The sequence below is a fragment of the Mycobacterium sp. Panama NTM2 genome, from assembly GCF_054355555.1.
The window spans coordinates 2245291-2267250 of the sequence record NZ_CM135953.1; the positions used below are offsets into that span (position 1 = coordinate 2245291).

The 21960-nt window shown below is 68.5% G+C and carries 19 protein-coding genes; 15 read left to right on the forward strand and 4 right to left on the reverse strand.

The window, feature by feature from the left end:
• Nucleotides 1-28: 28 nt before the first annotated feature.
• From ACXYX3_RS10760 to fmdA, 3 genes are all read left to right on the forward strand, one after another.
• Complete coding sequence (locus tag ACXYX3_RS10760) at nucleotides 29-784, forward strand: YebC/PmpR family DNA-binding transcriptional regulator (protein ID WP_458611674.1); 756 nt, start codon at nucleotides 29-31, stop codon at nucleotides 782-784.
• 180 nt (nucleotides 785-964) lie between these two features.
• On the forward strand, nucleotides 965-1186 hold the full coding sequence (locus ACXYX3_RS10765; protein WP_458612043.1) for an FmdB family zinc ribbon protein: 222 nt from the start codon (nucleotides 965-967) through the stop codon (nucleotides 1184-1186).
• A gap of 8 nt (nucleotides 1187-1194) precedes the next feature.
• Nucleotides 1195-2451 (forward strand): formamidase, encoded by a 1257-nt coding sequence (fmdA, locus tag ACXYX3_RS10770; protein ID WP_458611675.1) that lies wholly within the window; start codon nucleotides 1195-1197, stop codon nucleotides 2449-2451.
• Here the strand turns inward: fmdA and ACXYX3_RS10775 are convergent.
• Entirely contained in the window at nucleotides 2389-3288 is a 900-nt protein-coding gene (locus ACXYX3_RS10775; protein ID WP_458612044.1) for an alpha/beta fold hydrolase, read from the reverse strand. The two genes, fmdA and ACXYX3_RS10775, sit on opposite strands and share 63 nt — an antisense overlap.
• Nucleotides 3289-3350: 62 nt before the next feature.
• Between ACXYX3_RS10775 and ACXYX3_RS10780 the strand changes: the two genes are divergently transcribed.
• From ACXYX3_RS10780 to ACXYX3_RS10805, 6 genes are all read left to right on the forward strand, one after another.
• Complete coding sequence (locus ACXYX3_RS10780; protein WP_458611676.1) at nucleotides 3351-3983, forward strand: TetR/AcrR family transcriptional regulator; 633 nt, start codon at nucleotides 3351-3353, stop codon at nucleotides 3981-3983.
• A gap of 9 nt (nucleotides 3984-3992) precedes the next feature.
• Nucleotides 3993-4592 carry a crossover junction endodeoxyribonuclease RuvC gene (ruvC, locus tag ACXYX3_RS10785; RefSeq protein ID WP_458611677.1) on the forward strand — a complete coding sequence of 200 codons (600 nt, stop codon included), beginning with the start codon at nucleotides 3993-3995 and terminating at the stop codon, nucleotides 4590-4592.
• Nucleotides 4589-5176, forward strand: coding sequence for a Holliday junction branch migration protein RuvA (ruvA, locus tag ACXYX3_RS10790; protein ID WP_241203831.1), 588 nt, complete (start codon nucleotides 4589-4591; stop codon nucleotides 5174-5176). The genes ruvC and ruvA overlap by 4 nt, the downstream gene beginning before the upstream one ends.
• Nucleotides 5176-6246, forward strand: a complete 1071-nt coding sequence (ruvB, locus tag ACXYX3_RS10795; protein WP_241203830.1) for a Holliday junction branch migration DNA helicase RuvB — start codon at nucleotides 5176-5178, stop codon at nucleotides 6244-6246. The genes ruvA and ruvB overlap by 1 nt, the downstream gene beginning before the upstream one ends.
• A complete protein-coding gene (locus tag ACXYX3_RS10800) occupies nucleotides 6243-6629 on the forward strand; it encodes a DUF1304 domain-containing protein (RefSeq protein WP_458611678.1) in 387 nt (128 codons plus the stop codon). The genes ruvB and ACXYX3_RS10800 overlap by 4 nt, the downstream gene beginning before the upstream one ends.
• An 80-nt stretch (nucleotides 6630-6709) precedes the next feature.
• Nucleotides 6710-7393 (forward strand): hypothetical protein, encoded by a 684-nt coding sequence (locus tag ACXYX3_RS10805; protein WP_458611679.1) that lies wholly within the window; start codon nucleotides 6710-6712, stop codon nucleotides 7391-7393.
• Nucleotide 7394: 1 nt separating this feature from the next.
• Here ACXYX3_RS10805 and car read toward each other — a convergent pair whose 3' ends face one another.
• Both car and gabT read right to left on the reverse strand, forming a co-directional pair.
• A complete protein-coding gene (gene car, locus ACXYX3_RS10810) occupies nucleotides 7395-10889 on the reverse strand; it encodes a carboxylic acid reductase (protein WP_458611680.1) in 3495 nt (1164 codons plus the stop codon).
• Between the two features lie 215 nt (nucleotides 10890-11104).
• Nucleotides 11105-12448 (reverse strand): 4-aminobutyrate--2-oxoglutarate transaminase, encoded by a 1344-nt coding sequence (gene gabT / locus ACXYX3_RS10815; protein WP_241203826.1) that lies wholly within the window; start codon nucleotides 12446-12448, stop codon nucleotides 11105-11107.
• Between the two features lie 285 nt (nucleotides 12449-12733).
• On the opposite strand from gabT, the gene yajC reads away from it, so the two are divergent.
• The 6 genes from yajC (at nucleotide 12734) to ACXYX3_RS10845 (ending at nucleotide 20925) form a co-directional block, all read left to right on the forward strand.
• A complete protein-coding gene (gene yajC, locus ACXYX3_RS10820; RefSeq protein WP_241203825.1) occupies nucleotides 12734-13078 on the forward strand; it encodes a preprotein translocase subunit YajC in 345 nt (114 codons plus the stop codon).
• A 93-nt stretch (nucleotides 13079-13171) separates the two neighbouring features.
• Nucleotides 13172-15007: a protein translocase subunit SecD gene (secD, locus tag ACXYX3_RS10825; RefSeq protein WP_458611681.1), complete on the forward strand. Its 1836-nt coding sequence runs from the start codon at nucleotides 13172-13174 to the stop codon at nucleotides 15005-15007.
• 3 nt (nucleotides 15008-15010) lie between these two features.
• Complete coding sequence (gene secF, locus ACXYX3_RS10830) at nucleotides 15011-16291, forward strand: protein translocase subunit SecF (RefSeq protein WP_458611682.1); 1281 nt, start codon at nucleotides 15011-15013, stop codon at nucleotides 16289-16291.
• A 14-nt stretch (nucleotides 16292-16305) separates the two neighbouring features.
• The gene (locus tag ACXYX3_RS10835; protein ID WP_458611683.1) at nucleotides 16306-17979 is read left to right on the forward strand and encodes an ABC transporter substrate-binding protein; all 1674 of its coding nucleotides are present in this window, start codon (nucleotides 16306-16308) and stop codon (nucleotides 17977-17979) included.
• On the forward strand, nucleotides 17961-18509 hold the full coding sequence (locus ACXYX3_RS10840) for an adenine phosphoribosyltransferase (RefSeq protein ID WP_241203821.1): 549 nt from the start codon (nucleotides 17961-17963) through the stop codon (nucleotides 18507-18509). The genes ACXYX3_RS10835 and ACXYX3_RS10840 overlap by 19 nt, the downstream gene beginning before the upstream one ends.
• A 40-nt stretch (nucleotides 18510-18549) precedes the next feature.
• Entirely contained in the window at nucleotides 18550-20925 is a 2376-nt protein-coding gene (locus ACXYX3_RS10845; protein ID WP_374238324.1) for a RelA/SpoT family protein, read from the forward strand.
• 78 nt (nucleotides 20926-21003) lie between these two features.
• Here the strand turns inward: ACXYX3_RS10845 and ACXYX3_RS10850 are convergent, their stop codons facing one another.
• Nucleotides 21004-21897, reverse strand: a complete 894-nt coding sequence (locus tag ACXYX3_RS10850) for a peptidylprolyl isomerase (protein ID WP_241203820.1) — start codon at nucleotides 21895-21897, stop codon at nucleotides 21004-21006.
• Nucleotides 21898-21960 lie beyond the last annotated feature (63 nt).

A 21960-nucleotide genomic window follows, 5' to 3' on the forward strand; every position in this document is an offset into this window, starting at 1 on the left:
GAGTCGGTGTGAAAGAGGTAGCGAGCAGATGAGCGGCCATTCCAAGTGGGCCACCACAAAGCACAAGAAGGCCGTGATCGATGCACGTCGCGGCAAGAATTTCGCCAAGCTGATCAAGAACATCGAGGTCGCGGCCCGCACCGGCGGCGGCGATCCGGCCGGTAACCCCACCCTGTATGACGCCATCCAGAAGGCCAAGAAGAACTCGGTGCCCAACGACAACATCGAGCGGGCCCGCAAGCGCGGCGCGGGCGAAGAAGCGGGTGGCGCCGACTGGCAGACCATCACGTACGAGGGGTACGGCCCCAACGGCGTCGCCGTGCTGGTGGAATGCCTGACCGACAACCGCAACCGGGCCGCAGGTGAGGTGCGAGTCGCGATGACGCGCAACGGCGGCAGCATGGCCGACCCGGGTTCGGTGTCCTACCTGTTCACCCGCAAGGGCGTGGTGACGCTGGAGAAGAACTCGCTGACCGAGGACGATGTGCTGGCCGCTGTGCTCGACGCGGGCGCCGAGGACGTCAATGATCTGGGTGAGAGCTTCGAGGTCATCTCCGAGCCCACGGATCTGGTCGCGGTGCGCACGGCGCTGCAGGACGCCGGCATCGACTACGAGTCCGCTGAGGCCACGTTCCAGCCGTCGGTGAGCGTCCCGGTCGACCTCGAGGGCGCCCGCAAGGTGCTCAAGCTCGTCGACGCTCTGGAGGACAGCGACGACGTGCAGGACGTCTACACCAACGTCGACATCCCCGACGGCGTCGCGGCCGCTCTCGACGAGGACTGACCGAGGTACTCCCAAAACTGTTGTCCGACAGCGCATTCGACGGACATCGACTGACGATCGCTGCGGGCTCCGCCATCGGTGAGTAGGGTGGCGTTCACCCGACCACGGTGAGGGAGCGCCATGATCCTGTACGCGTTTCGCTGCACGTCCGGGTGCGGCACCACCCAGCAGATGCATCCGATGGACAGCCGTCCTGACGAAGTCGACTGCCCGACGTGCCGGGGGCCGGCGCGTCGGATGATCTCCGCGCCGCACCTCGGGTCCAGCGGCGCCGCGATGGCGTTGCACGACGCGACCCGGGCCACCGCGGATCGTCCCGCCGTCGTGTCATCCCCGACGCCGCGGACGTCGGGGCGTCGGGTCTCGACGAATCCCCGTCACCAGAACCTCCCGCGACCCTAGGAGATACCGTGCCCGACGTCGTCTTCCCGCTCGACTCCACGAAGAAGTTCACCGATCAGGAAAAGATCGGCCACAACCGTTGGCATCCCGACATTCCCGCAGCGGTGACGGTGAAGCGGGGCGACTCCTTCCGGGTGCACTGCCGCGAATGGTTCGACGGCGCGATCCACAACGACGATTCGGCCGAGGACATCCTCAACGCGCCACTGACCACCGTTCACACGCTCTCTGGTCCGATCGCGGTCGAGGGTGCCAAACCGGGTGACCTGTTGATCGTCGACATCCTCGACGTCGGACCCATCCCGCAGGAAGACTCCGGTCCGCTGGCCGGGCAGGGCTGGGGCTACACGGGCATCTTCGCCAGGCGAAACGGCGGCGGCTTCCTGACCGAGCAGTTCCCCGACGCCTACAAGGCGGTCTGGGACTTCTCGGGCCAGAAGGCGAAGTCGCGCCACGTGCCAGGGGTGGAGTTCACCGGCATCGTCCATCCCGGGTTGATGGGCACCGCGCCGTCGGCGCAGTTGCTCTCGTCGTGGAACACCCGTGAGGCCGCACTCATCGCGACCGACCCGGACCGGGTTCCGCCGCTGGCGCTGCCGCCCGAGCCGAACGACGCGATCCTCGGCAGCCTCTCCGGTGACGCGTTCGCCGAGGCCGCGGCCGAAGCGGCCCGCACGGCGCCGCCCCGCGAGAACGGCGGCAATCAGGACATCAAGAACCTGACCAAGGGCAGTCGGGTGTTCTATCCCGTGTTCGTCGACGGGGCCAACCTGTCGGTCGGCGATCTGCACTTCTCGCAGGGCGACGGGGAGATCACCTTCTGCGGCGCGATCGAGATGGGTGGCTTCATCGATCTGCGTGTCGACGTGATCCCCGGCGGTATGGAGACCTACGGCGTCAGTGAAAACGCGATCTTCATGCCGGGCAACACCGATCCGCAGTACTCCGAGTGGCTGGCTTTCTCGGGGACCTCGGTCACCCTCGACGGTGAACAGCGGTATCTCGACTCGCACCTGGCCTACCAGCGGGCGTGTCTGCACGCGATCGACTACCTGACGAAGTTCGGGTACAGCCCGGAGCAGGCCTACCTCCTCCTCGGTGCGGCCCCGATCGAAGGTCGGCTCTCCGGGGTCGTCGACATTCCGAATGCCTGTGCCACGGTGTACATCCCGACCGCGATCTTCGACTTTCCCGTCGCGCCGTCAGCGGACGGGCCGGTCACGATCGACCCGGGGATCGGCGCGCCGCGGGCGTCTTTCGGGTGAGGCGGTAGCAGTCAGAAAAGCGGCGAGCGCCGCCGCGGTGCGCTGCGGCTGGTCGAGCATCAGCAGGACGTGGGCGTCGTCGATCATCTGCAGACGCCCGTCGGGCAGCAGCTCGGTCAGACGGCGGGCATGGGCGACGGGCATCACCGGGTTGTCCGACCACAGCACCAGGGCCGGCCGGTCGAACGTCGCGAGCTGATTCGTCGCCTCGATCAGCTCCCGCTTGTCGAACCGTGTTCGGCAGTACTTGACGATGTCGCGGCGAATTGCCCTGTCCGACAGGCCGTGTGCCGTCCACGCGTCGACGATCGCGTCCGGTAGCGGGTGCTTGGCCATCATTCCGAACATCAGGTACTGCCGACGGAGCCACCCGATACGCAGCTGCCGCATCGCCAGCGCCACGGTGCCGGTCGTGCGGCTTGCCAGCCACGCCACCTTGCCGGGCCACCCCGGCGGGAAGTTGTCGAACGCTTCCGAGGGGCAGATGACCAGCCGGCCGATCCGCTGATCGCGCCCGGCGGCGGTGAGCAGAAGAGGGCCACCCCAGTCGCTGACGACGAGCGTGGCATCGGCCAGGTCGAGCGCGTCGAGCACGTCGGCGACGATGCGAACCATGCCCGGCAGGGTGAGGTCGGCGTCGGCGCGCATCGCGGTCCGGTGGCCGCCCATCGGCAGGATCGGCAGCAGGTAGCGGCAGTCGGTCGGCAGGTGGGGGAGCGTCAGGTCCCACTGGGTGTCGTTCATGAGCAGCCCGTGCAGCAGGACGACGGGTGCGCCGGTCGGATCGCCCTCCTCCCTTACCTCGACGGAGCCCGCGTGGGTGTCGACGGTCAGCATCATGCCTCCATTAGAATGGTCGTTCTAGAACGATTGCTCTAGCATGGCAGCGGGAGGTGAGCATGGCAAGGTCCACGAAGGAATCGATCCTGACCGCGGCGGCCGAACTGATGCGCCACCGCGGCTACGCCGGGGTGGCGATGAAAGACATCGCCGAGGCTTCGGGAGCGCCGATCGGGTCGCTGTACCACCACTTCCGCGACGGCAAGGTGCAGATCGCGCGCGAAGCGCTGCTCAATGCCGGGGCGGCCTACGGACTGCTGATCCCGACGGTCGTCGATGCCTACACCGACCTCGGCGACGCCGTCGACGGGGTGTTCCGGCAGGCCGCAGAGGACATGGCAGCCACCGGCTTCGCCAACATGTGTCCGGTGGCCAGTGTGGCGGCCGAGGTCGCCGACACCGTAGAGCCGCTGCGCCAGGCGACGCGCGACATCTTCGACGGTTGGATCTGCGGTGGTGCGGCGTACTTCGAGGGTCGCGGACTCGGGCAGGCGCAGGCCCGCGATGTCACCGTCGCGCTGATCGGCGCTCTCGAGGGGGCGTTCATGCTCGGCCGAACGCTGCGCTCGACGGAGCCGCTGCTGGCGGCGGGCCGCGTCATGGCACCCCAGTATCGCGGCATGGTCCTGACGCGTGTCCCTGCCGCGGACGGTCGGTCGGCACCGCTAAGCTCTCGAACAAATGTTCTGTAGGAGGCTTGCGTGCGGGTGATGGGTGTCGACCCCGGGCTGACCCGGTGCGGGTTGTCGGTGATCCAGAGCGGGCGCGGTCGGCAGGTCATCGCACTCGACGTGGACGTCGTGCGCACCCCGGCCGACCATCCGCTGGCGCACCGGCTGCTGGCGATCAGTGACGCGGTCGAACACTGGCTGGACACCCACACCCCTGACGTCATCGCGATCGAGCGGGTGTTCTCCAATCAGAACGCCAACACCGCGATGGGTACGGCGCAGGCGGGCGGCGTGGTTGCGTTGGCGGCCGCGCGGCGCGACATCGACGTGCACTTCCACACGCCCAGTGAGGTGAAGGCCGCGGTCACCGGCAACGGGCGGGCCGACAAAGCTCAGGTCACCGAGATGGTCACGAGAATCCTTGCCCTGCAACAGAAGCCGACTCCAGCCGACGCGGCCGACGCACTGGCCCTCGCGATCTGTCACTGCTGGCGCGCGCCGATGATCGCCCGGATGGCCGAGGCGGAGGCGATGGCGGCCGAGCAGCGGCGCAAGTATCAGGCGACTCTCAAAGCCGCGAAGACGTCCAAGACGTCCAAGATGTCCAAGATGTCGAAGAGCACCCGATGATCGCCTCGGTGCGCGGCGAGGTCCTCGACATCGCGCTCGACCACGTGGTGATCGAGGCCGGCGGCGTCGGCTACAAGGTCATGGCCACCCCGTCGACGCTGGCGACGTTGCGGCGCGGCAGCGAGGCTCGGCTAATCACCGCGATGATCGTGCGCGAGGACTCCCAGACGCTGTATGGCTTCGCCGACTCCGATGCACGGGACCTTTTCCTGACGCTGCTCGGTGTGTCCGGTATCGGACCGAGCATCGCGCTGGGTGCGTTGGCCATGTATGACGGTCCGACGTTGCGCGCCGCCATCGGTGATGGCGACGTGACCGCGCTCGTCCGAATCCCCAAGGTGGGCAAGAAGACTGCCGAACTGCTGGTGCTCACGCTGCGGGACAAGGTGGGCGCGTATTCCTCGTCCGGGCTCGCCGCCGCCGGCGGGCACGGTATCCGCGGGCCTGTCGTCGAGGCGCTCGTCGGGCTCGGCTTCGCGCAGAAGCAGGCCGAGGAGGCCACAGACAAGGTGCTCGCCGATGACCCGGAGGCCACCACCTCAGGGGCCCTGCGGGCGGCACTGTCGATGTTGGGGAAGAAGTGATGGGCAGGTTCTCCGGCGACGCAGACGACCGGGACGCCGACGAGCGGGAGGTCTCCCCGGCGCTGACCGTCGGCGAGGGCGACATCGACGCGAGTCTGCGGCCGCGCTCGCTCGGTGAGTTCATCGGCCAGCCGCGCGTGCGCGAGCAGCTGCAGCTGGTCCTCGAAGGGGCCAAGAACCGCGGCGGGACGCCCGACCACATCCTGCTGTCCGGGCCGCCGGGGCTGGGCAAGACATCGCTGGCGATGATCATCGCGGCCGAGCTGGGCTCGTCGCTGCGCCTCACGTCGGGGCCTGCACTCGAGCGCGCCGGCGACCTGGCGGCGATGCTGTCCAATCTGGTCGAGCACGACGTGCTGTTCATCGACGAGATCCACCGCATCGCGCGCCCCGCCGAAGAGATGCTCTACCTCGCGATGGAAGACTTCCGCGTCGACGTCGTCGTCGGCAAAGGCCCTGGGGCGACGTCGATTCCGCTGGAGGTGGCGCCGTTCACGCTCGTCGGTGCCACCACCCGCTCCGGCGCGCTCACAGGACCGCTGCGCGACCGGTTCGGCTTCACCGCCCACATGGACTTCTACGAACCCGCGGAACTGGAGCGGGTGCTGGCTCGCTCGGCCGGCATCCTCGGAATCGAGCTGGGAGCCGACGCCGGCGCTGAGATCGCGCGCCGCTCCCGCGGAACACCGCGTATCGCGAACCGGCTGCTGCGCCGGGTCCGCGACTATGCCGAAGTGCGTGCCGACGGTGTGATCACCCGCGACATCGCCAAATACGCGCTGGAGGTCTACGACGTGGACGAGCTCGGGCTCGATCGCCTCGACCGCGCCGTGCTGTCCGCGCTGACCCGCAGCTTCGGTGGTGGGCCCGTCGGCGTGTCGACTCTGGCGGTGGCGGTGGGGGAGGAAGCTACGACCGTGGAGGAAGTCTGTGAGCCGTTCCTGGTGCGGGCGGGCATGATCGCGCGCACCCCGCGCGGCCGGGTCGCCACCCGCTTGGCCTGGACCCATCTGGGCATGACACCGCCCAGTGGGGCGGGCGCGCTCGGCCAGGCGGGATTGTTCGAGTGATCACCGCGGCGCTGGTCATCGCGGCGCTCGCCGCGATCCTGCACGTCTACATCTTCGTGATGGAGTCGGTGACCTGGACGTCGCCGCGCACCCGGGCGGTGTTCGGGATGAGCGAGGAGGAGGCACAGACCACGCGCCTGGTCGCGCTCAACCAGGGGTTCTACAACCTGTTCCTCGCGATCGTGACGGGAGTCGGCATCGCGGCGACCGCGACGGGCGCCGACGCGGTGGGCGCTGCCCTCCTCTATGCCGGTCTGGGGTCGATGCTCGCCGCGGCGGTCGTTCTGGTCGCGTCCGCACGGGACAAGGCCCGCGCAGCGGTGATGCAGGGGACATTGCCGCTGATCGCGATCGTGCTGCTCGCGCTGGGTTCGACCCTGTAACGATCGGTGTCGGCCCCGGTTATCGCCGATCAGGCGGGGGTACTCCTGTGCGCACGTCGGGCACGTCACTAGGAGGCATCATGATCGGAACCCAACACCCTGACCGTCCGCGAGGCGGTCGGATGACCATTCCCCGCAGCCGAGGCGCCGCCAGCGGTTTCCTGCTCATCCTGCTCGGCCTGTGGGGTGCCCTCATCCCGTTCATCGGGCCGAATTTCGATTTCGCCTTCACCCCTGATCAGGCCTGGGCGTGGACCACGGGCCGGGGCTGGCTCGAAGTGCTTCCCGGCGTCGTGACGGTGCTCGGCGGTCTGGTGCTGCTGACCTCACGCAACCGCGCCACCGCCGTCCTCGGCAGCTGGCTCAGCGTGGCGGGCGGTGCCTGGTTCGTGATCGGCCGGGCTCTGGCAGGCCCGCTGGGCCTCGGTGACGCCGGCGCGCCGGTTGCCGACACCGAGACCAAGCGCGTGTGGCTGGATCTGAGCTACTTCTACGGTCTCGGCGCCGTGATCATCTTCCTCGGTGCGCTGGCCCTGGGCCGCGTCTCGGTACGCAGCGTGCGTGACGTCGAGTACGCCAGTCGTCCCGTCGCCGCCGACGCCCCCACGCACACCGGACCCGTGCCGGTGACCGACAAGACGGCGACCACCCCGGTGGGCGCGGAGCCCACCGAGGTGGTCGACACCGAGGACCGGGCACCCCGGCGCGGTCTACGCAGCCGCTTGTTCGGTGGCCGGCGCGACCGCAACCTGGTGCATCACTGACTCAGAGAAGTCCCAGCAGTTCGAGATCGGTGATGTACTTGACGATCACCTCTCGCGTGACATGCGGGATGTCCTTGTCGGGCCCGATCTTGGCCTCCTGCACCGCCGTCCGGAACCGGTCGGTGGGCGCGATGGAGCCCGGGATCGGGATCTCGGGCCGCTGGTAGTTGTGCAGCAGCGGCAGAAGCGACGCCTGGCGCCTGCGCTCGGGCAGTGCGTTGATCGCCGCGGTGAACCGGGCCAGCCAGGTGGCGTAGTCGCCGACGCGGTGCACGGGATAGCCCGCCTCGATCAGCCAGTCGACGAACTGGTCGAGCCCGATGCCGTCGTCGTAGGGGTTCATCACGTGGTAGGTCTCGAATCCGGTGTCCGACTCCTGGGCCACCGCCGCGCCCAGTGTGGAGATCGCCTCGGCGATGAACTCGACGGGTAGCCCGTCGTAGTGGGCGCGCGGCCGCGCTCCGTTCGCATCCAGCTGGTAGAACGACTCCGGGGCCACTCCGGTCGCGACCAGGCTGAACATCAACCGGGTGAACATGTCCGGAAGGTTGAGCTGGCCGGCATAGGTCGTGTCGGCCAGGATCATGTCGCACCGGAACACCGACACCGGCAACCCGCACAGGTCGTGGGCCTCGCGCAGCAGGACCTCGCCGGCCCACTTGCTGTTGGAGTAGCCGTTGGCGTAGCTGTCGTCGACCTTGCGCACCGCGCTGATCTGCCGGATGTCACCGTCCTCGATAAACATGCCGGGCTCGATACCGGCGCCCACCCCGATGGTCGAGACGTAGGCGAACGGCTTCTGGTGCGTGGTGAGGGCGAGACGGATCAGCTCGGCGGTACCGACGGCGTTGGGGCCGAACAGTTCGCTGTAGGGCAGGACGTGGTTGACCAGCGCCGCCGGGTCGACGATGAGATCGACGGTGTCGGCGAGACGCTGCCACACCTGCGGGTCCAGGCCCAGATCGGCTTCACCCTTGTCGCCGGCCAGCACCTCGAGGTGATCGGCGGCCAGGGTGCGGTAGTGCTCGAGCAGCCGCTGATCACCGCTGTCGAACGTCGCGTCGAGGCGGGCCCGGGCGGCGTCGTCGTCACGGGCGCGGACCAGGCAGATCACCTTGCCATCGACCAGATCCATCCGCTCCAACCACTCCAGGGCCAGGTAGCGGCCCAGGAACCCGGTGGCGCCGGTCAGCAGAACCGTGCGAACTTCGGCGTTCGGCCCCGGCAATGACGGTGCAGCAGAGAGGGTTTCGGCGTCGATGAACTTGTCCAGGGTGAGATCACTGGCGTGTGCTTCGGTCGCGCCCGCGCCGTGCACCGCCGTGAACGTGGGCCGCTTGGCGCCGGGCTGCTGCTGGGCCTCGATGTAGGCGGCCAGCGAAGCGAGATCGGTGGCGGGGCTGACGATCACGCCGACGGGCACCTCGACGTCGAAGATGTCGCGCAGCAGGTTGCCGAATGTCAACGCCGACAACGAGTCTCCACCCAGATCGGTGAAGTGGGCGTCTGGCTGCACATCGGTGGCCGCGGTGCCGAGCAGAGCGGCTGCGGCGCGCCCCACGGTCTCGAGCACAGGCCGGTTCGCGCCCTCGGCCCGCAGCGTGCGCATCTCTTCGGCTTGGCCGTCGGCCAGTTCGGCATACAGCGCCTCGAGCCGCTCGCCGTAGTGTTCCTTCAACTTCGGCCGGGCCAGCTTGCGGATCCCCGTCAGCAGGCCGTTCTCGAGCGTGAACGGTGTCGACTCGATGAGGAAGTCGCGGGGGATCTCGTAGGACTGCAGCCCGGCCGCGCGGGCGACGTCCTGCAGCGACTCGGCGATCAACGCTTTCGCGTCGTCGCGGGCCAGGACCTCCTCGGTGGGGACGACGACCGCGAGCAGGTAGGACCGGGCGCTGTTGCCGTACACGTAGATCTGCCGGATCCGCGGGCTGTCGCCGAACACGGCTTCGAGCTTGGACACGGCGACGAACTCGCCCTGGGAGAGCTTCTGCACATTGTTGCGTCGATCCAGGTAGACCAGCTGGTCAGGTCCTGTTTCGGCAACGACGTCGCCGGTGCGGTAGTAGCCGTCGGGATCGAACATCTCGGCGGTGATCTCGGGCCGCTTGTAGTAGCCGGGAAACAGGGTCTCCGACTTGACCAGCAGTTCGCCGCGCGGGTGCGGGCGATCGGTGGTGAAGTACCCGAGGTCGGGGACATCGACGAGCTTGTAGTCGATCACCGGGGGCCGCTGGACCACTCCGTCGACGAACACCGCGCCGGCTTCGGTGGACCCGTAACCGTCGGTGAGGTGCAGATCGAGGAAGTTCTCCACGAAGGACCGCATCTCGGGTGACAGCGGTGCCGAGCCCGTCATAGCCATCACGTAGCGGCCGCCGAGCAGGCTCTGCCGCAGATCGGCGTACACATCGGCGAGATCGTCGGGCCGACGATCCACTTCCTTGGCCACCTCGGCGGCGATCGTGTCCCAGATCCGCGGCACGAAAGTCAGCTGCGTGGGGCGCACCAGCGCGAGATCGTCGAGGAACGTCGACAGGTCGCTTCGGGCAGCGAAATACGCGGTTCCGCCGGCGCCCAGCGTGCCGTAGAGCAGCCCGCGGCCCATCATGTGGCTCATCGGCATGAAATTCAGCGTGATCGACGGCGTGGTGTACTCGCCGCCCCACATCGAGCGGCCCGCCCGGCGCCACGCTCCGGCGACCAGACGCTCTGGGTACATCGCGCCCTTGGGCGCGCCCGTGCTGCCGGAGGTGTAGATCAGCAGCATCAGCGGATCGTCCTCGGGGGCGGTGAAGAATTGCGGTGCGGGCAGTGTCGCGCCGTGGGCCAGCACCTCGGTGAGGGTGACGACCTCGACCTGACGGCCGGCGTCGGCCAGTCGGGCCTGCGCATCGGCAACGGCGTCACGATGGTCGTCGACCTCGGAGCGGTGGTCGAACACGACGAGGCGGCCGACCGACGCGGCGTCGCGGACGAGTTCCACGGCGTCGGTCAGGTAGTCGACGGCGGCGAAGAACACCACCGGCTCGGTCTCGGCGACGATGGGACGCAGCGTGTCGACCGGCGCACTGGTCTGCAGCGGTACCGACACCGCGCCGGACAGCGCGAGCGTCGTGTCGATCACGGTGTAGTCCACGCTGGTGAAGCCCATGACCGCGACGCGGTCACCGGGCTGCACGTCGGTCAACGCGCTGAGCAGATGATGAATGCGATCGGAGAGTTCGGCGTAGGTGATGGTCTCGAACTGGGGAAGCAGCTCGGCCTCGGTGCGCCCGGTCTGCGGATCGCTCACCAGACGCACGGCGCGCTGCCCGAGGGCGGGCCGGTCCGCGTAGCCGTCGAGCGCGGTGGCGATGATCTCGGGCAGGCGCTTCTCGGGTTGGTCGATGGCCTCGGCGATCGCTTCGTCCGGCAGGGCGGCGGCGAACTGCGTATCGGTGGCCGTCAGATCGGCGATGCGGCGGGCGAGACGCTCTTCTTGGGTATCAGTCGGCATCAGTAATCCTTCAGAACAAGTTGTCGGTCGGGGCGCAATCGCGCGTCCACCAGGAAACTACGTTAGTAAAACTAAGCGTATTCCGGGCAACCGGGTTCTGACGCTGTCAGGTTGCTGTGAATTGCCGAGAACGGGTGCCGCGATGGCTCCGCAGCTGATCGTTGCGTGGTCCGCGTCACAGCTGCGGGTGTCCGACGGTTAGCCAGTGAGGGCGATCACATGTCACGCAGCAACGACTCCAGCACGTCGAGCGCCTCGCCGAGCAGTTCGTCACTGATCGTCAGCGGCGGTAGGAAACGCAGCACATTGCCGAACGTGCCGCACGTCAGCACGACGACGCCCGCCTGGTGCGCGGCCGTGCTCAGCTTCTTGGTCAGCTCCGCGTCGGGCTCCAGCGTTCCTGCCTTGACGAGCTCCACTGCGATCATCGCGCCGCGCCCTCGCACGTCGCCGATGCGGTCGTCCTCGGCCTGCAGCCGGCCGAGCCGGTCTTTCATCAGCACCTCGATCTCTCGGGCGCGGGCCACCAGGCCGTCGTCCTCGATCGTCGCGATCGTCGCCAGCGCCGCTGCGCACGCCACCGGGTTTCCGCCGTAGGTGCCGCCCAGTCCGCCGACGTGCGGGGCGTCCATGATCTCGGTGCGACCCGTCACCGCCGACAGTGGCATGCCACCGGCGATGCCCTTGGCGGTCACGATCAGGTCGGGCACGATGCCCTCGTGCTCGCAGGCGAACATCGCGCCGGTGCGCGCGAAACCGGTCTGCACCTCATCGGCGATGAACACCACACCGTTGTCCCGGCACCACTGCAGCAGCGTGGGCAGGAAGCCCTCGGCGGGCACGATGAACCCACCTTCGCCCTGGATCGGCTCGATGATCACTGCGGCCAGGTTGGCGGCGCCCACCTGCTTGTCCATCATCGTGATGGCCCGGCGGGCGGCGAGCTCACCGTCGGTGGCGAGCTCCTTGCCGCCGAACTCCGCGTCGCGGAAGGGATAGGACAGCGGGGCGCGATAGATCTCCGGGGCGAACGGGCCGAAGCCGTGCTTGTACGGCATCGACTTGGCCGTCAGGGCCATCGTGAGATTGGTCCGGCCGTGGTAGGCGTGGTCGAACGACACCACGGCCTGCTTGCCGGTGTAGGTGCGGGCGATCTTGATCGCGTTCTCGACGGCCTCTGAGCCCGAGTTGAACAACGCCGAGCGCTTGTCGCCATCGCCGGGCGTGAGCCGATTCAGCGCCTCGGCCACCGCGACGTACCCCTCGTAGGGCGTCACCATGAAGCAGGTGTGGGTGAACTGGGCGGCCTGCTCGCGCACCGCCTCGACCACGCGCGGTGAGGCATTGCCGACCGTGGTGACCGCGATGCCCGACCCCATGTCGATGAGCCGATTGCCGTCGACATCCTCGATGATCCCGCCGAAGGCACGCGCCGCATAGACGGGCATGGTGTTGCCGACGCCGCCGGCCACTGCCGCCGTCTTGCGCGCGATCAGCTCCTGTGAGCGCGGGCCGGGGATGGCGGTGGCGAGGTGGCGGCTCTGTTCGAGAGCGCTCAACTCAGGTACCTCCTGTGACGATGGGCCGCTGACCACCCGAGCCTAGTCGGTCCCCTCACCGATCCGTGGAGAGCCGGGGGGCGATACGTCGGGTTCGGTGGTCGACGTCGCATTCGGCGACGAAATCCGTCGGCGCAGGGGGCCGTTCGGCGGGGGACGGCGGGTGGGGCGGCCGCAATGGCACACTGGTCAACGAATTTCCTTCACGTGCGCGGCCCCCCGACGGGATCGACAGGGGCCGCCGAGAAAACAAGACCGCAACGAAACAGAAGAGACACTGCTGCCATGGACCTGTTCGTCTTCCTGCCTCTGCTCATCATCATGGGCGCCTTCATGTACTTCGCCTCCCGGCGCCAGAAGAAGGCGATGCAGGCCACCATCGACCTGCACAACTCCCTGACGATCGGCGATGAGGTGCACACCACCTCGGGTCTGCGGGGACGCATCACCGGCATCACCGACGACGAGGTGGATCTCGAGATCGCGCCGGGTGTCGTCACCACCTGGATGAAGCTCGCGGTGCGCGACCGCATCACCGACGACGCCGACGAGCTGGAGAGTGCAGACGACGACACTGCCGCCGAGCCCGCTTCCGGCGCCAACGAGCTGACGGACCGACCCCGAGACTGACAGCTGACCCATCAGCCGCGGCACGTACCCTTTGCGGGTCACCGCGCGCCGTCGCGGTTCTTAACGACCTGACCCCGAGGAGACTGTAGACACGTGGCATCGTCTTCGACGCCGGTCCATGCTGCCCGCTACCTGGCCCTGTTCCTGGTACTGCTGATCGGTGCCTATCTGCTGGTGTTCCTCACCGGTGACAAGAAGGCCGACCCCAAGCTCGGCATCGACCTGCAGGGCGGCACCCGGGTCACGCTGACCGCCCGCACCCCCGACGGCTCCCCGCCGTCGCGCGACGCGCTCAACCAGGCGCAGCAGATCATCAGTGCCCGCGTCGACGGCCTCGGCGTCTCCGGCTCCGAGGTGATCATCGACGGTCAGAACCTGGTGATCACAGTGCCCGGTAACGACACCAGCGAGGCGCGCAACCTGGGCCAGACGGCGCGGCTCTACATCCGTCCCGTCATCCATGCCATTCCGGCAGCCGGCCAGGGACCGCCCGAGCAGGCGGGCCCGGCCGGCGCCCCGCCCGGCGCTCCTCCCGGTGCGCCCCCGGGCGCGGTCCCCGGCGTGCCGCCGGGCGCCGGAGGGCCCGGCGCCAATCCCGACGCCGACATCCCCGGCCTGCCGCCGCTGGAACCGCAGCCACCCGCTCCGGCGCCTGCCCCGGCTCCCCAGCCGCGTCCGTTCCCGGAGCAACCGGCGCCCAGCCCGAGCCCGGCTCCGGCACCCAGCCCGAGCCCGGCTCCGGCACCGAATCCGGCACAGCCGGGGGCGACGACGTCGCCGGCACCGGGTGCCCCGCCCGCCCCGGGCGGCAAGAACGTACCGCTCGCGCAGCGCATCCAGGACGAGAAGCGGCTGCGGCAGAGTTCCGAGCAGGCCATCCAGATCCTCGCGCTGCAGTTCCAGGCCACCCGCTGCGGCGACGACGACGTGCTGGCGGGCAATGACGATCCGAACCTGCCGCTGGTGACCTGCTCGCAGGACGGCAAAGAGGTCTACCTGCTGGACAAGTCGATCATCAGCGGTGAGGGCATCGCGAACGCCACCTCCGGCCTCGATCAACAGCGCGGCGAGTACGTCGTCGACGTCGAGTTCAAGAGCGACGCCGCGAAGACGTGGGCGGACTTCACCGCGGCCAACGTGGGGACGCAGACGGCGTTCGTGCTCGACTCCAAGGTGGTCAGCGCGCCCGTCATCAACGAGGCGATCCCCGGCGGACGCACCCAGATCACCGGCCAGTTCACCGCCGATTCGGCACGCGAACTCGCCAATGTGCTCAAGTACGGATCGCTGCCGCTGTCGTTCGAGTCCTCGGAGGCCGAGACGGTGTCGGCCACGCTGGGGTTGTCGTCGCTGCGGGCCGGACTGATCGCCGGCGCGGTCGGGCTGGTGGCGGTGCTGCTGTACTCGCTGCTGTACTACCGGGTGCTCGGGCTGCTGGTGGCGCTGTCGCTGGTCGCCTCGGGTGCGATGGTGTTCGCCATCCTGGTGCTGCTCGGCCGCTACATCGGCTACACCCTGGACCTGGCCGGTATCGCCGGCCTCATCATCGGTATCGGGACGACGGCGGATTCGTTCGTCGTGTTCTTCGAACGCATCAAGGACGAGATCCGCGAGGGTCGCTCGTTCCGGTCCGCGGTACCGCGAGGCTGGACGCGCGCCCGCAAGACGATCATGTCGGGCAACGCGGTGACGTTCCTGGCCGCGGCCGTGCTGTACTTCTTGGCCGTCGGCCAGGTGAAGGGTTTCGCCTTCACGCTCGGGCTGACCACCATCCTGGACGTGGTCGTCGTGTTCCTGGTGACCTGGCCGCTGCTGTACTTCGCGTCCAAGTCGCCGACCATGGCCAAGCCGTCGCTGAACGGGCTCGGAGCCGTTCAGCAGATCGCGCGCGAACGCCGAGCGGCCGCACACGCGGCGGGACGGGGATAACGCATGGCACGCAGTAGTTCACATCGTCGCGACAGCACCGTCGAATCGACCGCGGTGGAGGCACCCGACCTCGAGGCCAGCGGGGCCGACGCGCCGAAGCACGGTTTCTTCGTCCGCCTCTACACCGGTACCGGCGCGTTCGAGGTGATCGGACGCCGCAAGCTGTGGTACACGATCAGCGGGCTCATCGTCGCCCTCGCCGTCGCCGCGATCGTGTTGCGCGGCTTCACCTTCGGCATCGACTTCGAGGGCGGCACGAAGGTCTCGTTCCCGCGCGGTGACGGGCAGGCCACCACCTCCCAGGTCGAGACGGTGTTCAACAACACCATCGGCAAGCCGCCCGAATCCGTGGTCGTCGTCGGCAGCGGCGAGTCCGCGACCTTCCAGATCCGGTCGGAGACGCTGAGCAACGACGAGACCGAGAAGCTGCGCACCGCGCTGTTCGACCAGTTCCAGCCCAAGGGCGCCGACGGCCAGCCGAGCAAGCTGGTGATCAGCGACTCGGCCGTGTCTGAGACGTGGGGCGGTCAGATCACCCAGAAGGCCTTGATTGCGCTGGTGGTGTTCCTGGTGCTCGCCGCCATCTACATCACGGTGCGCTATGAGCGGTACATGGCGATCGCGGCGTTGCTGACGTTGGTGTTCGACCTCGTGGTCACAGCGGGGGTGTACGCACTCGTCGGTTTCGAAGTGACTCCGGCGACCGTGATCGGCTTGCTGACCATTCTCGGCTTCTCGCTCTACGACACGGTGATCGTGTTCGACAAGGTCGAGGAGAACACCGAGGGTTTTGAGCACACCACTCGCCGCACCTTCGCCGAACAGGCCAACCTCGCGGTCAACCAGACGTTCATGCGGTCGATCAACACCAGTCTCATCTCGGTGCTGCCGATCGTCGCGCTGATGGTGATCGCGGTGTGGCTGCTGGGCGTCGGCACCCTGATGGACCTGGCGCTCGTTCAGCTCGTCGGCGTGATCGTGGGTACGTACTCGTCGATCTTCTTCGCCACGCCGCTGCTGGTCAGCCTCCGTGAGCGCACCGACCTGGTGAGCAAGCACACCCGCCGTGTGCTCAACCGTCGCAAGACCATCGCGGCCAAGGCGGGCGCCGGTGACGGTGCGACGTTCTCCGAGGACGTCGACGCACCTGCGCCCGAGCCCGCGACGGTCACCGCGCCGGCCGGGCCACCGCCGGACAAGCCGGCCCCGGGCGCCCGGCCGATCCGGCCGACCTCGAGCCGGACGGGCCGGCCGTCGGGTAAGCGAAGCACCGGAAAGCGATAGGAGCGGTAGGTCCGATGGCCCACCGCACCCGTGCGTGGCGTGTCAGTGTCACTTCGGCTGTCATCGCGGCGGTCCTCGCCGTGGTCGGCGTGTTCGGTCTGGCGTCGTGCTCGTCGGGCGCCGCCGACGCGATCGATTATGCGATCGACGGCACGCTGTCGACCTACAACACGAACACGGTCATCGGCGCCGCTTCGGGCGGCCCGCAAGCGTTCGCCCGTGTGCTGACCGGGTTCAATTACCACGGTCCGGAGGGGCAGATCGTCGGCGATCACGACTTCGGCACCATCGCGGTGGTGGGGCGCAGCCCCCTGGTGCTCGACTACGAGATCAAGCCCGAGGCCGTCTACTCCGACGGCAAACCGATCACGTGCGACGACATGGTGCTGGCGTGGGCGGCTCAGTCTGGCCGGTTCCCGACCTTCGACGCGGCGAGCCGGGCCGGATACACCGACATCGCGACGATCGACTGCACCCCGGGCCGGAAGAAGGCCCGCGTCAGCTTCGCCCAGGATCGGGCGTTCACCGACTACGGGCAGCTGTTCGCGGCGACGTCGCTGATGCCCTCGCACGTCATCGCCGACGAGCTGGGGCTCGGCGACGGCGGGGTGACCAGGGCGCTGCAGGGCAGCGACGGTCCCGCGGTGGAGCGGATCGCACAGGTGTGGAACACCACCTGGAACCTGACCCCTGATCTCGATCTCGCCCATTTCCCGTCGTCGGGGCCCTACCGGATCGACGCCGTCACCGGTGACGGCGCAGTGGTGCTGGTGGCCAACGACAAGTGGTGGGGCACCAAGCCGGTCACCACCAAGATCACCGTGTGGCCGCGCCGGTCCGATCTGCAGGACCGGGTCAACGAAGGCGCCTACGACGTCGTCGACATCGCCGCCGGGTCGGCCGGCACCCTGAACCTGCCCGATGACTACACGCGGTCGGACTCGCCGTCGGCGGGCATCGAGCAGCTGATCTTCTCGCCGCAGGGCCCACTGGCCGCCGTGCCCGCGCGTCGCGCGGTCGCCCTGTGCACGCCGCGCGACGTCATCGCCCGCAACGCGTCGGTGCCGCCGGCCAATTCGCGCCTCAACACCGCGGCCGAGGACGCCTACTCGGGCGCCGAGGCCACCCCGCAGGTCAACGACTTCGCGGTCGGCAATCCCGACGCGGCGCGCGCGTCGCTCGGAAACCAGCCACTGACGGTGCGTATCGGGTACCAGTCGCCGAACGCCCGGCTGGCCGCCGCGGTCGGCGCGATGGCCAAGGCGTGCGCACCCGCGGGCATCACGGTGCAGGATGCCGCGGGGGAGAACGTCGGCCCACAGTCGTTGCGGGACAACAGCATCGACGTGCTGCTCGCCAGCACCGGCGGGGCGACGGGCAGCGGATCGACGGGCTCGTCGGCGATGGACGCCTACACCCTGCACAGCGGCAACGGCAACAACCTGCCGCGGTACGCCAACGAGCGCATCGATGGCATCATCTCCACACTCGCGGTGACCGCGGACCCGAAGGAGACCGCCCGGTTGCTCGCCGAAGCCGGTCCGATCCTGTGGGGCGACATGCCCACCCTGCCGCTGTACCGTCAGCAGCGCACCCTGCTCGCGTCGACGAAGATGTACGCGGTGAGCGCCAATCCGACGCGCTGGGGCGCGGGATGGAACATGGACCGATGGAAGCTGAGTCAGTGAGCCAGACGCGTGAGGTGGGCCAGGTGATCGCCTCGCTGCTGCGGGAGGTGCCCGATTTCCCCGAACCGGGTGTGCTCTTCAAGGATTTGACCCCGGTCCTGGCCGACGCGGGCGGTCTGGCCGAGGTGAGTGCGGCGATGGCCGACATCGCCCGCGGGGCAGACCTCGTGGCCGGTGTCGACGCCCGGGGATTCCTCCTCGGCGGCGCCGTGGCGATCTCGCTCGGCATCGGGGTGCTGGCGGTGCGCAAAGGCGGCAAGCTGCCGCCGCCGGTGATCAGCGAGACCTACACCCTCGAGTACGGCACCGCGACCCTGGAGGTGCCCGCCGACGGCGTCGACCTGGCCGGTCGCACGATCGTGGTGATCGACGACGTTCTGGCCACCGGGGGAACACTGGCGGCCACCCATCAGTTACTCACCGCAGCGGGGGCGACGGTGAGCGGCGCGATCGTGATGCTCGAACTGGCCGCACTGGGCGGGCGGTCCGCGCTGGAACCGTTGCCGGTCACGGCGTTGCACACCGTGTGACCGGATATCCTGCCAACAGCAGCCGTCAGCGGAGGTGAGCATGGCCAACGAGATCCAGGCAGATCCGCGCGCGAACCAGGCTGTGCAGGCCCCGCCGGTGCCGGCCGGACCCGAGACGCAGCCGATGGAGCTGCCCCGCCCCGAAGCCGCCAAGGCGACCAGCGCGTCGCGGCGGGTGCGTGCCCGCCTCGCCCGCCGGATGACCTCGCAACGCAGCACCGTGAACCCGGTGCTGGAACCGCTGGTGGCGGTGCACCGGGAGATCTATCCCAAAGCCGATCTGACGCTCCTGCAGAAGGCGTACGAGGTCGCCGAGCAACGGCACGCCGACCAGCTGCGCAAGTCGGGCGATCCGTACATCACCCACCCGCTGGCAGTTGCCAACATCCTCGCCGAGCTCGGCATGGACACCACCACGCTGATCGCGGCGCTGCTGCACGACACCGTCGAGGACACCGGATACACGCTGGAGGCGCTCACCCAGGAGTTCGGCACCGAAGTCGGGCATCTGGTCGACGGTGTCACGAAGCTCGACAAGGTGGCGTTGGGCACCGCGGCCGAGGGCGAGACCATTCGCAAGATGATCATCGCGATGGCCCGCGATCCCCGCGTGCTGGTGATCAAGGTGGCCGACCGGCTGCACAACATGCGTACGATGCGCTTCCTGCCGCCGGAGAAGCAGGCCCGCAAGGCTCGCGAGACGCTGGAAGTCATTGCGCCGCTGGCGCATCGGCTCGGTATGGCGACGGTGAAGTGGGAGCTCGAGGATCTGTCCTTTGCGATCCTGCACCCCAAGAAGTATGAAGAGATCGTCCGGCTGGTCGCCGACCGTGCGCCGTCGCGCGACACCTATCTGGCCAAGGTGCGTGCCGAGATCACCGCCACGCTCAACGCGTCGAAGATCAACGCCGTCGTCGAGGGCCGGCCCAAGCACTATTGGTCGATCTACCAGAAGATGATCGTCAAGGGCCGTGACTTCGACGACATCCACGACCTGGTCGGGGTCCGGATTCTGTGCGACGAGGTGCGTGACTGTTACGCCGCGGTCGGTGTGGTGCACTCGCTGTGGCAGCCGATCGCCGGCCGGTTCAAGGACTACATCGCCCAGCCCCGCTTCGGGGTGTACCAGTCGCTGCACACCACGGTCGTCGGTCCGGAGGGCAAGCCGCTGGAGGTGCAGATCCGCACCACCGACATGCACAAGACCGCCGAGTACGGCATCGCCGCGCACTGGCGGTACAAAGAAGCCAAGGGGCGCAACGGAGTTCCGGCCAGCCACACGGCCACCGAGATCGATGACATGGCGTGGATGCGGCAGCTGCTCGACTGGCAGCGGGAAGCCGCCGACCCCGGTGAGTTCCTGGAGTCGCTGCGCTACGACCTCGCGGTGCAGGAGATCTTCGTGTTCACCCCCAAGGGCGACGTCATCACGCTGCCCACCGGGTCCACGCCGGTGGACTTCGCCTACGCGGTGCACACCGAGGTGGGGCACCGCTGCATCGGCGCCCGGGTCAACGGCCGGCTCGTCGCGCTGGAGCGCAAACTCGAGAACGGGGAAGTGGTCGAGGTCTTCACCTCCAAGGCCGCCAACGCCGGGCCGTCGCGGGACTGGCAGACGTTCGTCGTCTCACCGCGCGCCAAGGCCAAGATCCGGCAGTGGTTCGCCAAGGAGCGCCGCGAAGAGGCGCTCGAATCGGGCAAGGACGCGATCGCTCGCGAGGTGCGCCGCGGCGGACTTCCGTTGCAGCGCTTGATGAATGCCGAGACGATGGCGGCGCTGGCGCGCGAGTTGCGCTATCTCGACGTCTCGGCGCTCTACACCGCGGTCGGCGAGGGCCACGTGTCGGCCCGCCATGTGGTGCAACGGTTGGTCGCCCAGATCGGCGGCGACGACGAGGCGGCCGACGAGCTGGCCGAGCGCTCGACGCCGGCGACGATGCCGGTGCGGCAACGCACCAGCGACGACGTCGGTGTTTCGGTGCCGGGGGCACCGGGGGTGTTGTGCAAGCTGGCCAAGTGCTGCACGCCGGTGCCGGGCGACAACATCATGGGGTTCGTCACCCGCGGCGGTGGGGTCAGCGTGCACCGCACCGATTGCACGAACGCGGCGTCGCTGGAGAAGCAGTCCGAGCGCATCATCGACGTGCAGTGGGCGCCGTCCCCGTCGTCGGTGTTCCTGGTGGCCATCCAGGTCGAGGCGCTCGATCGGCACCGCCTGCTCTCCGACGTCACGCGGGTGCTCGCCGACGAGAAGGTCAACATCCTGTCGGCGTCGGTGACCACGTCCAACGACCGGGTGGCGATCAGCCGGTTCACCTTCGAGATGGGTGACCCAAAGCATCTCGGTCACGTGCTGAACGTGGTGCGCAACGTGGAGGGCGTCTACGACGTCTACCGCGTCACGTCCGCGGCCTGAGACTTCCCTCCGCGAGAAGACGCGAACTCGAGCGCGCCGTCGGCGTGTCGGCTCGAGTTCGCGTCTGCTCGCCGGAACTCAGTCCAGCTGCAGCTTCTTGATCGTGACGTCGAGCTTGGGTGCGCCGTCCTCGCCGCCGTCCTTGGTGCCCGCGGCGGCGATCTTGTCCAGCGTCGCCAGACCGGTCTGGTCGATCGTGCCGAACACGGTGTAGTTCGGCGGCAGCGTCGAATCCTTGTAGACCAGGAAGAACTGGCTGCCGTTGGTGCCCGGACCCGCGTTGGCCATCGCGAGCGTGCCGCGCGGATAGAGCACGGGCTGCTGCAGCTTCGGGTCGTCGGGCTGGTACTGGTCGGTCGGGTACTCGTTGGCGAACTGGTAGCCCGGCCCGCCGGTGCCCTGACCGGTCGGGTCGCCGCACTGCAGCACCGCCAGGCCCTCACCCGTGGTGAGCCGATGGCACGGAGTGTTGTCGAAGAAGCCCTTGTTGGCCAGGCTGGCGAAGCTGTTCACCGTGCACGGCGCCTTCGCATTGTCGAGCTGCAGGCCGATGTTGCCCTGGTTGGTCTCCATGCTGGCGCTGACCTGGGCCGGGTCCGTCGGCACTTTGCCCGAGCGGGGCGCGTCGACGGGCTTGCTGGCGGGCTCGGGCGACTTGGGGTACTGGCAGTTGCTGCCCAGGCCCTCGGGGGCGACGAACGCCGGCAGCGCGCCGGGTTTGCCCGGCTCCGGGGCGTCCAGCGGCGACGCGGCCTCCGACGTCGACGCGGTGGACGGCGCCGCCGTGGGGGTGCTGCTGTCGCGGTTGGTCAGCACGATGGTCGCCACGATCGCGGCGATCACGACGACAGCCGCGGCGGCCGACCCGATGATCGTGTACAGGCGGCGCTTACGGTCCCTCTCGGCACGCCGTTCGAGTTGGCGCTCGAGCTTGCGCTTGGCGGTGGCTCGCCGTTGTTCGTTCGTCGGCACGGGCCAGGTCCTCCTCGGAGTCGATCAGGTCGGCACCGAGTGTGCCAGGACTCGCTGAGACGG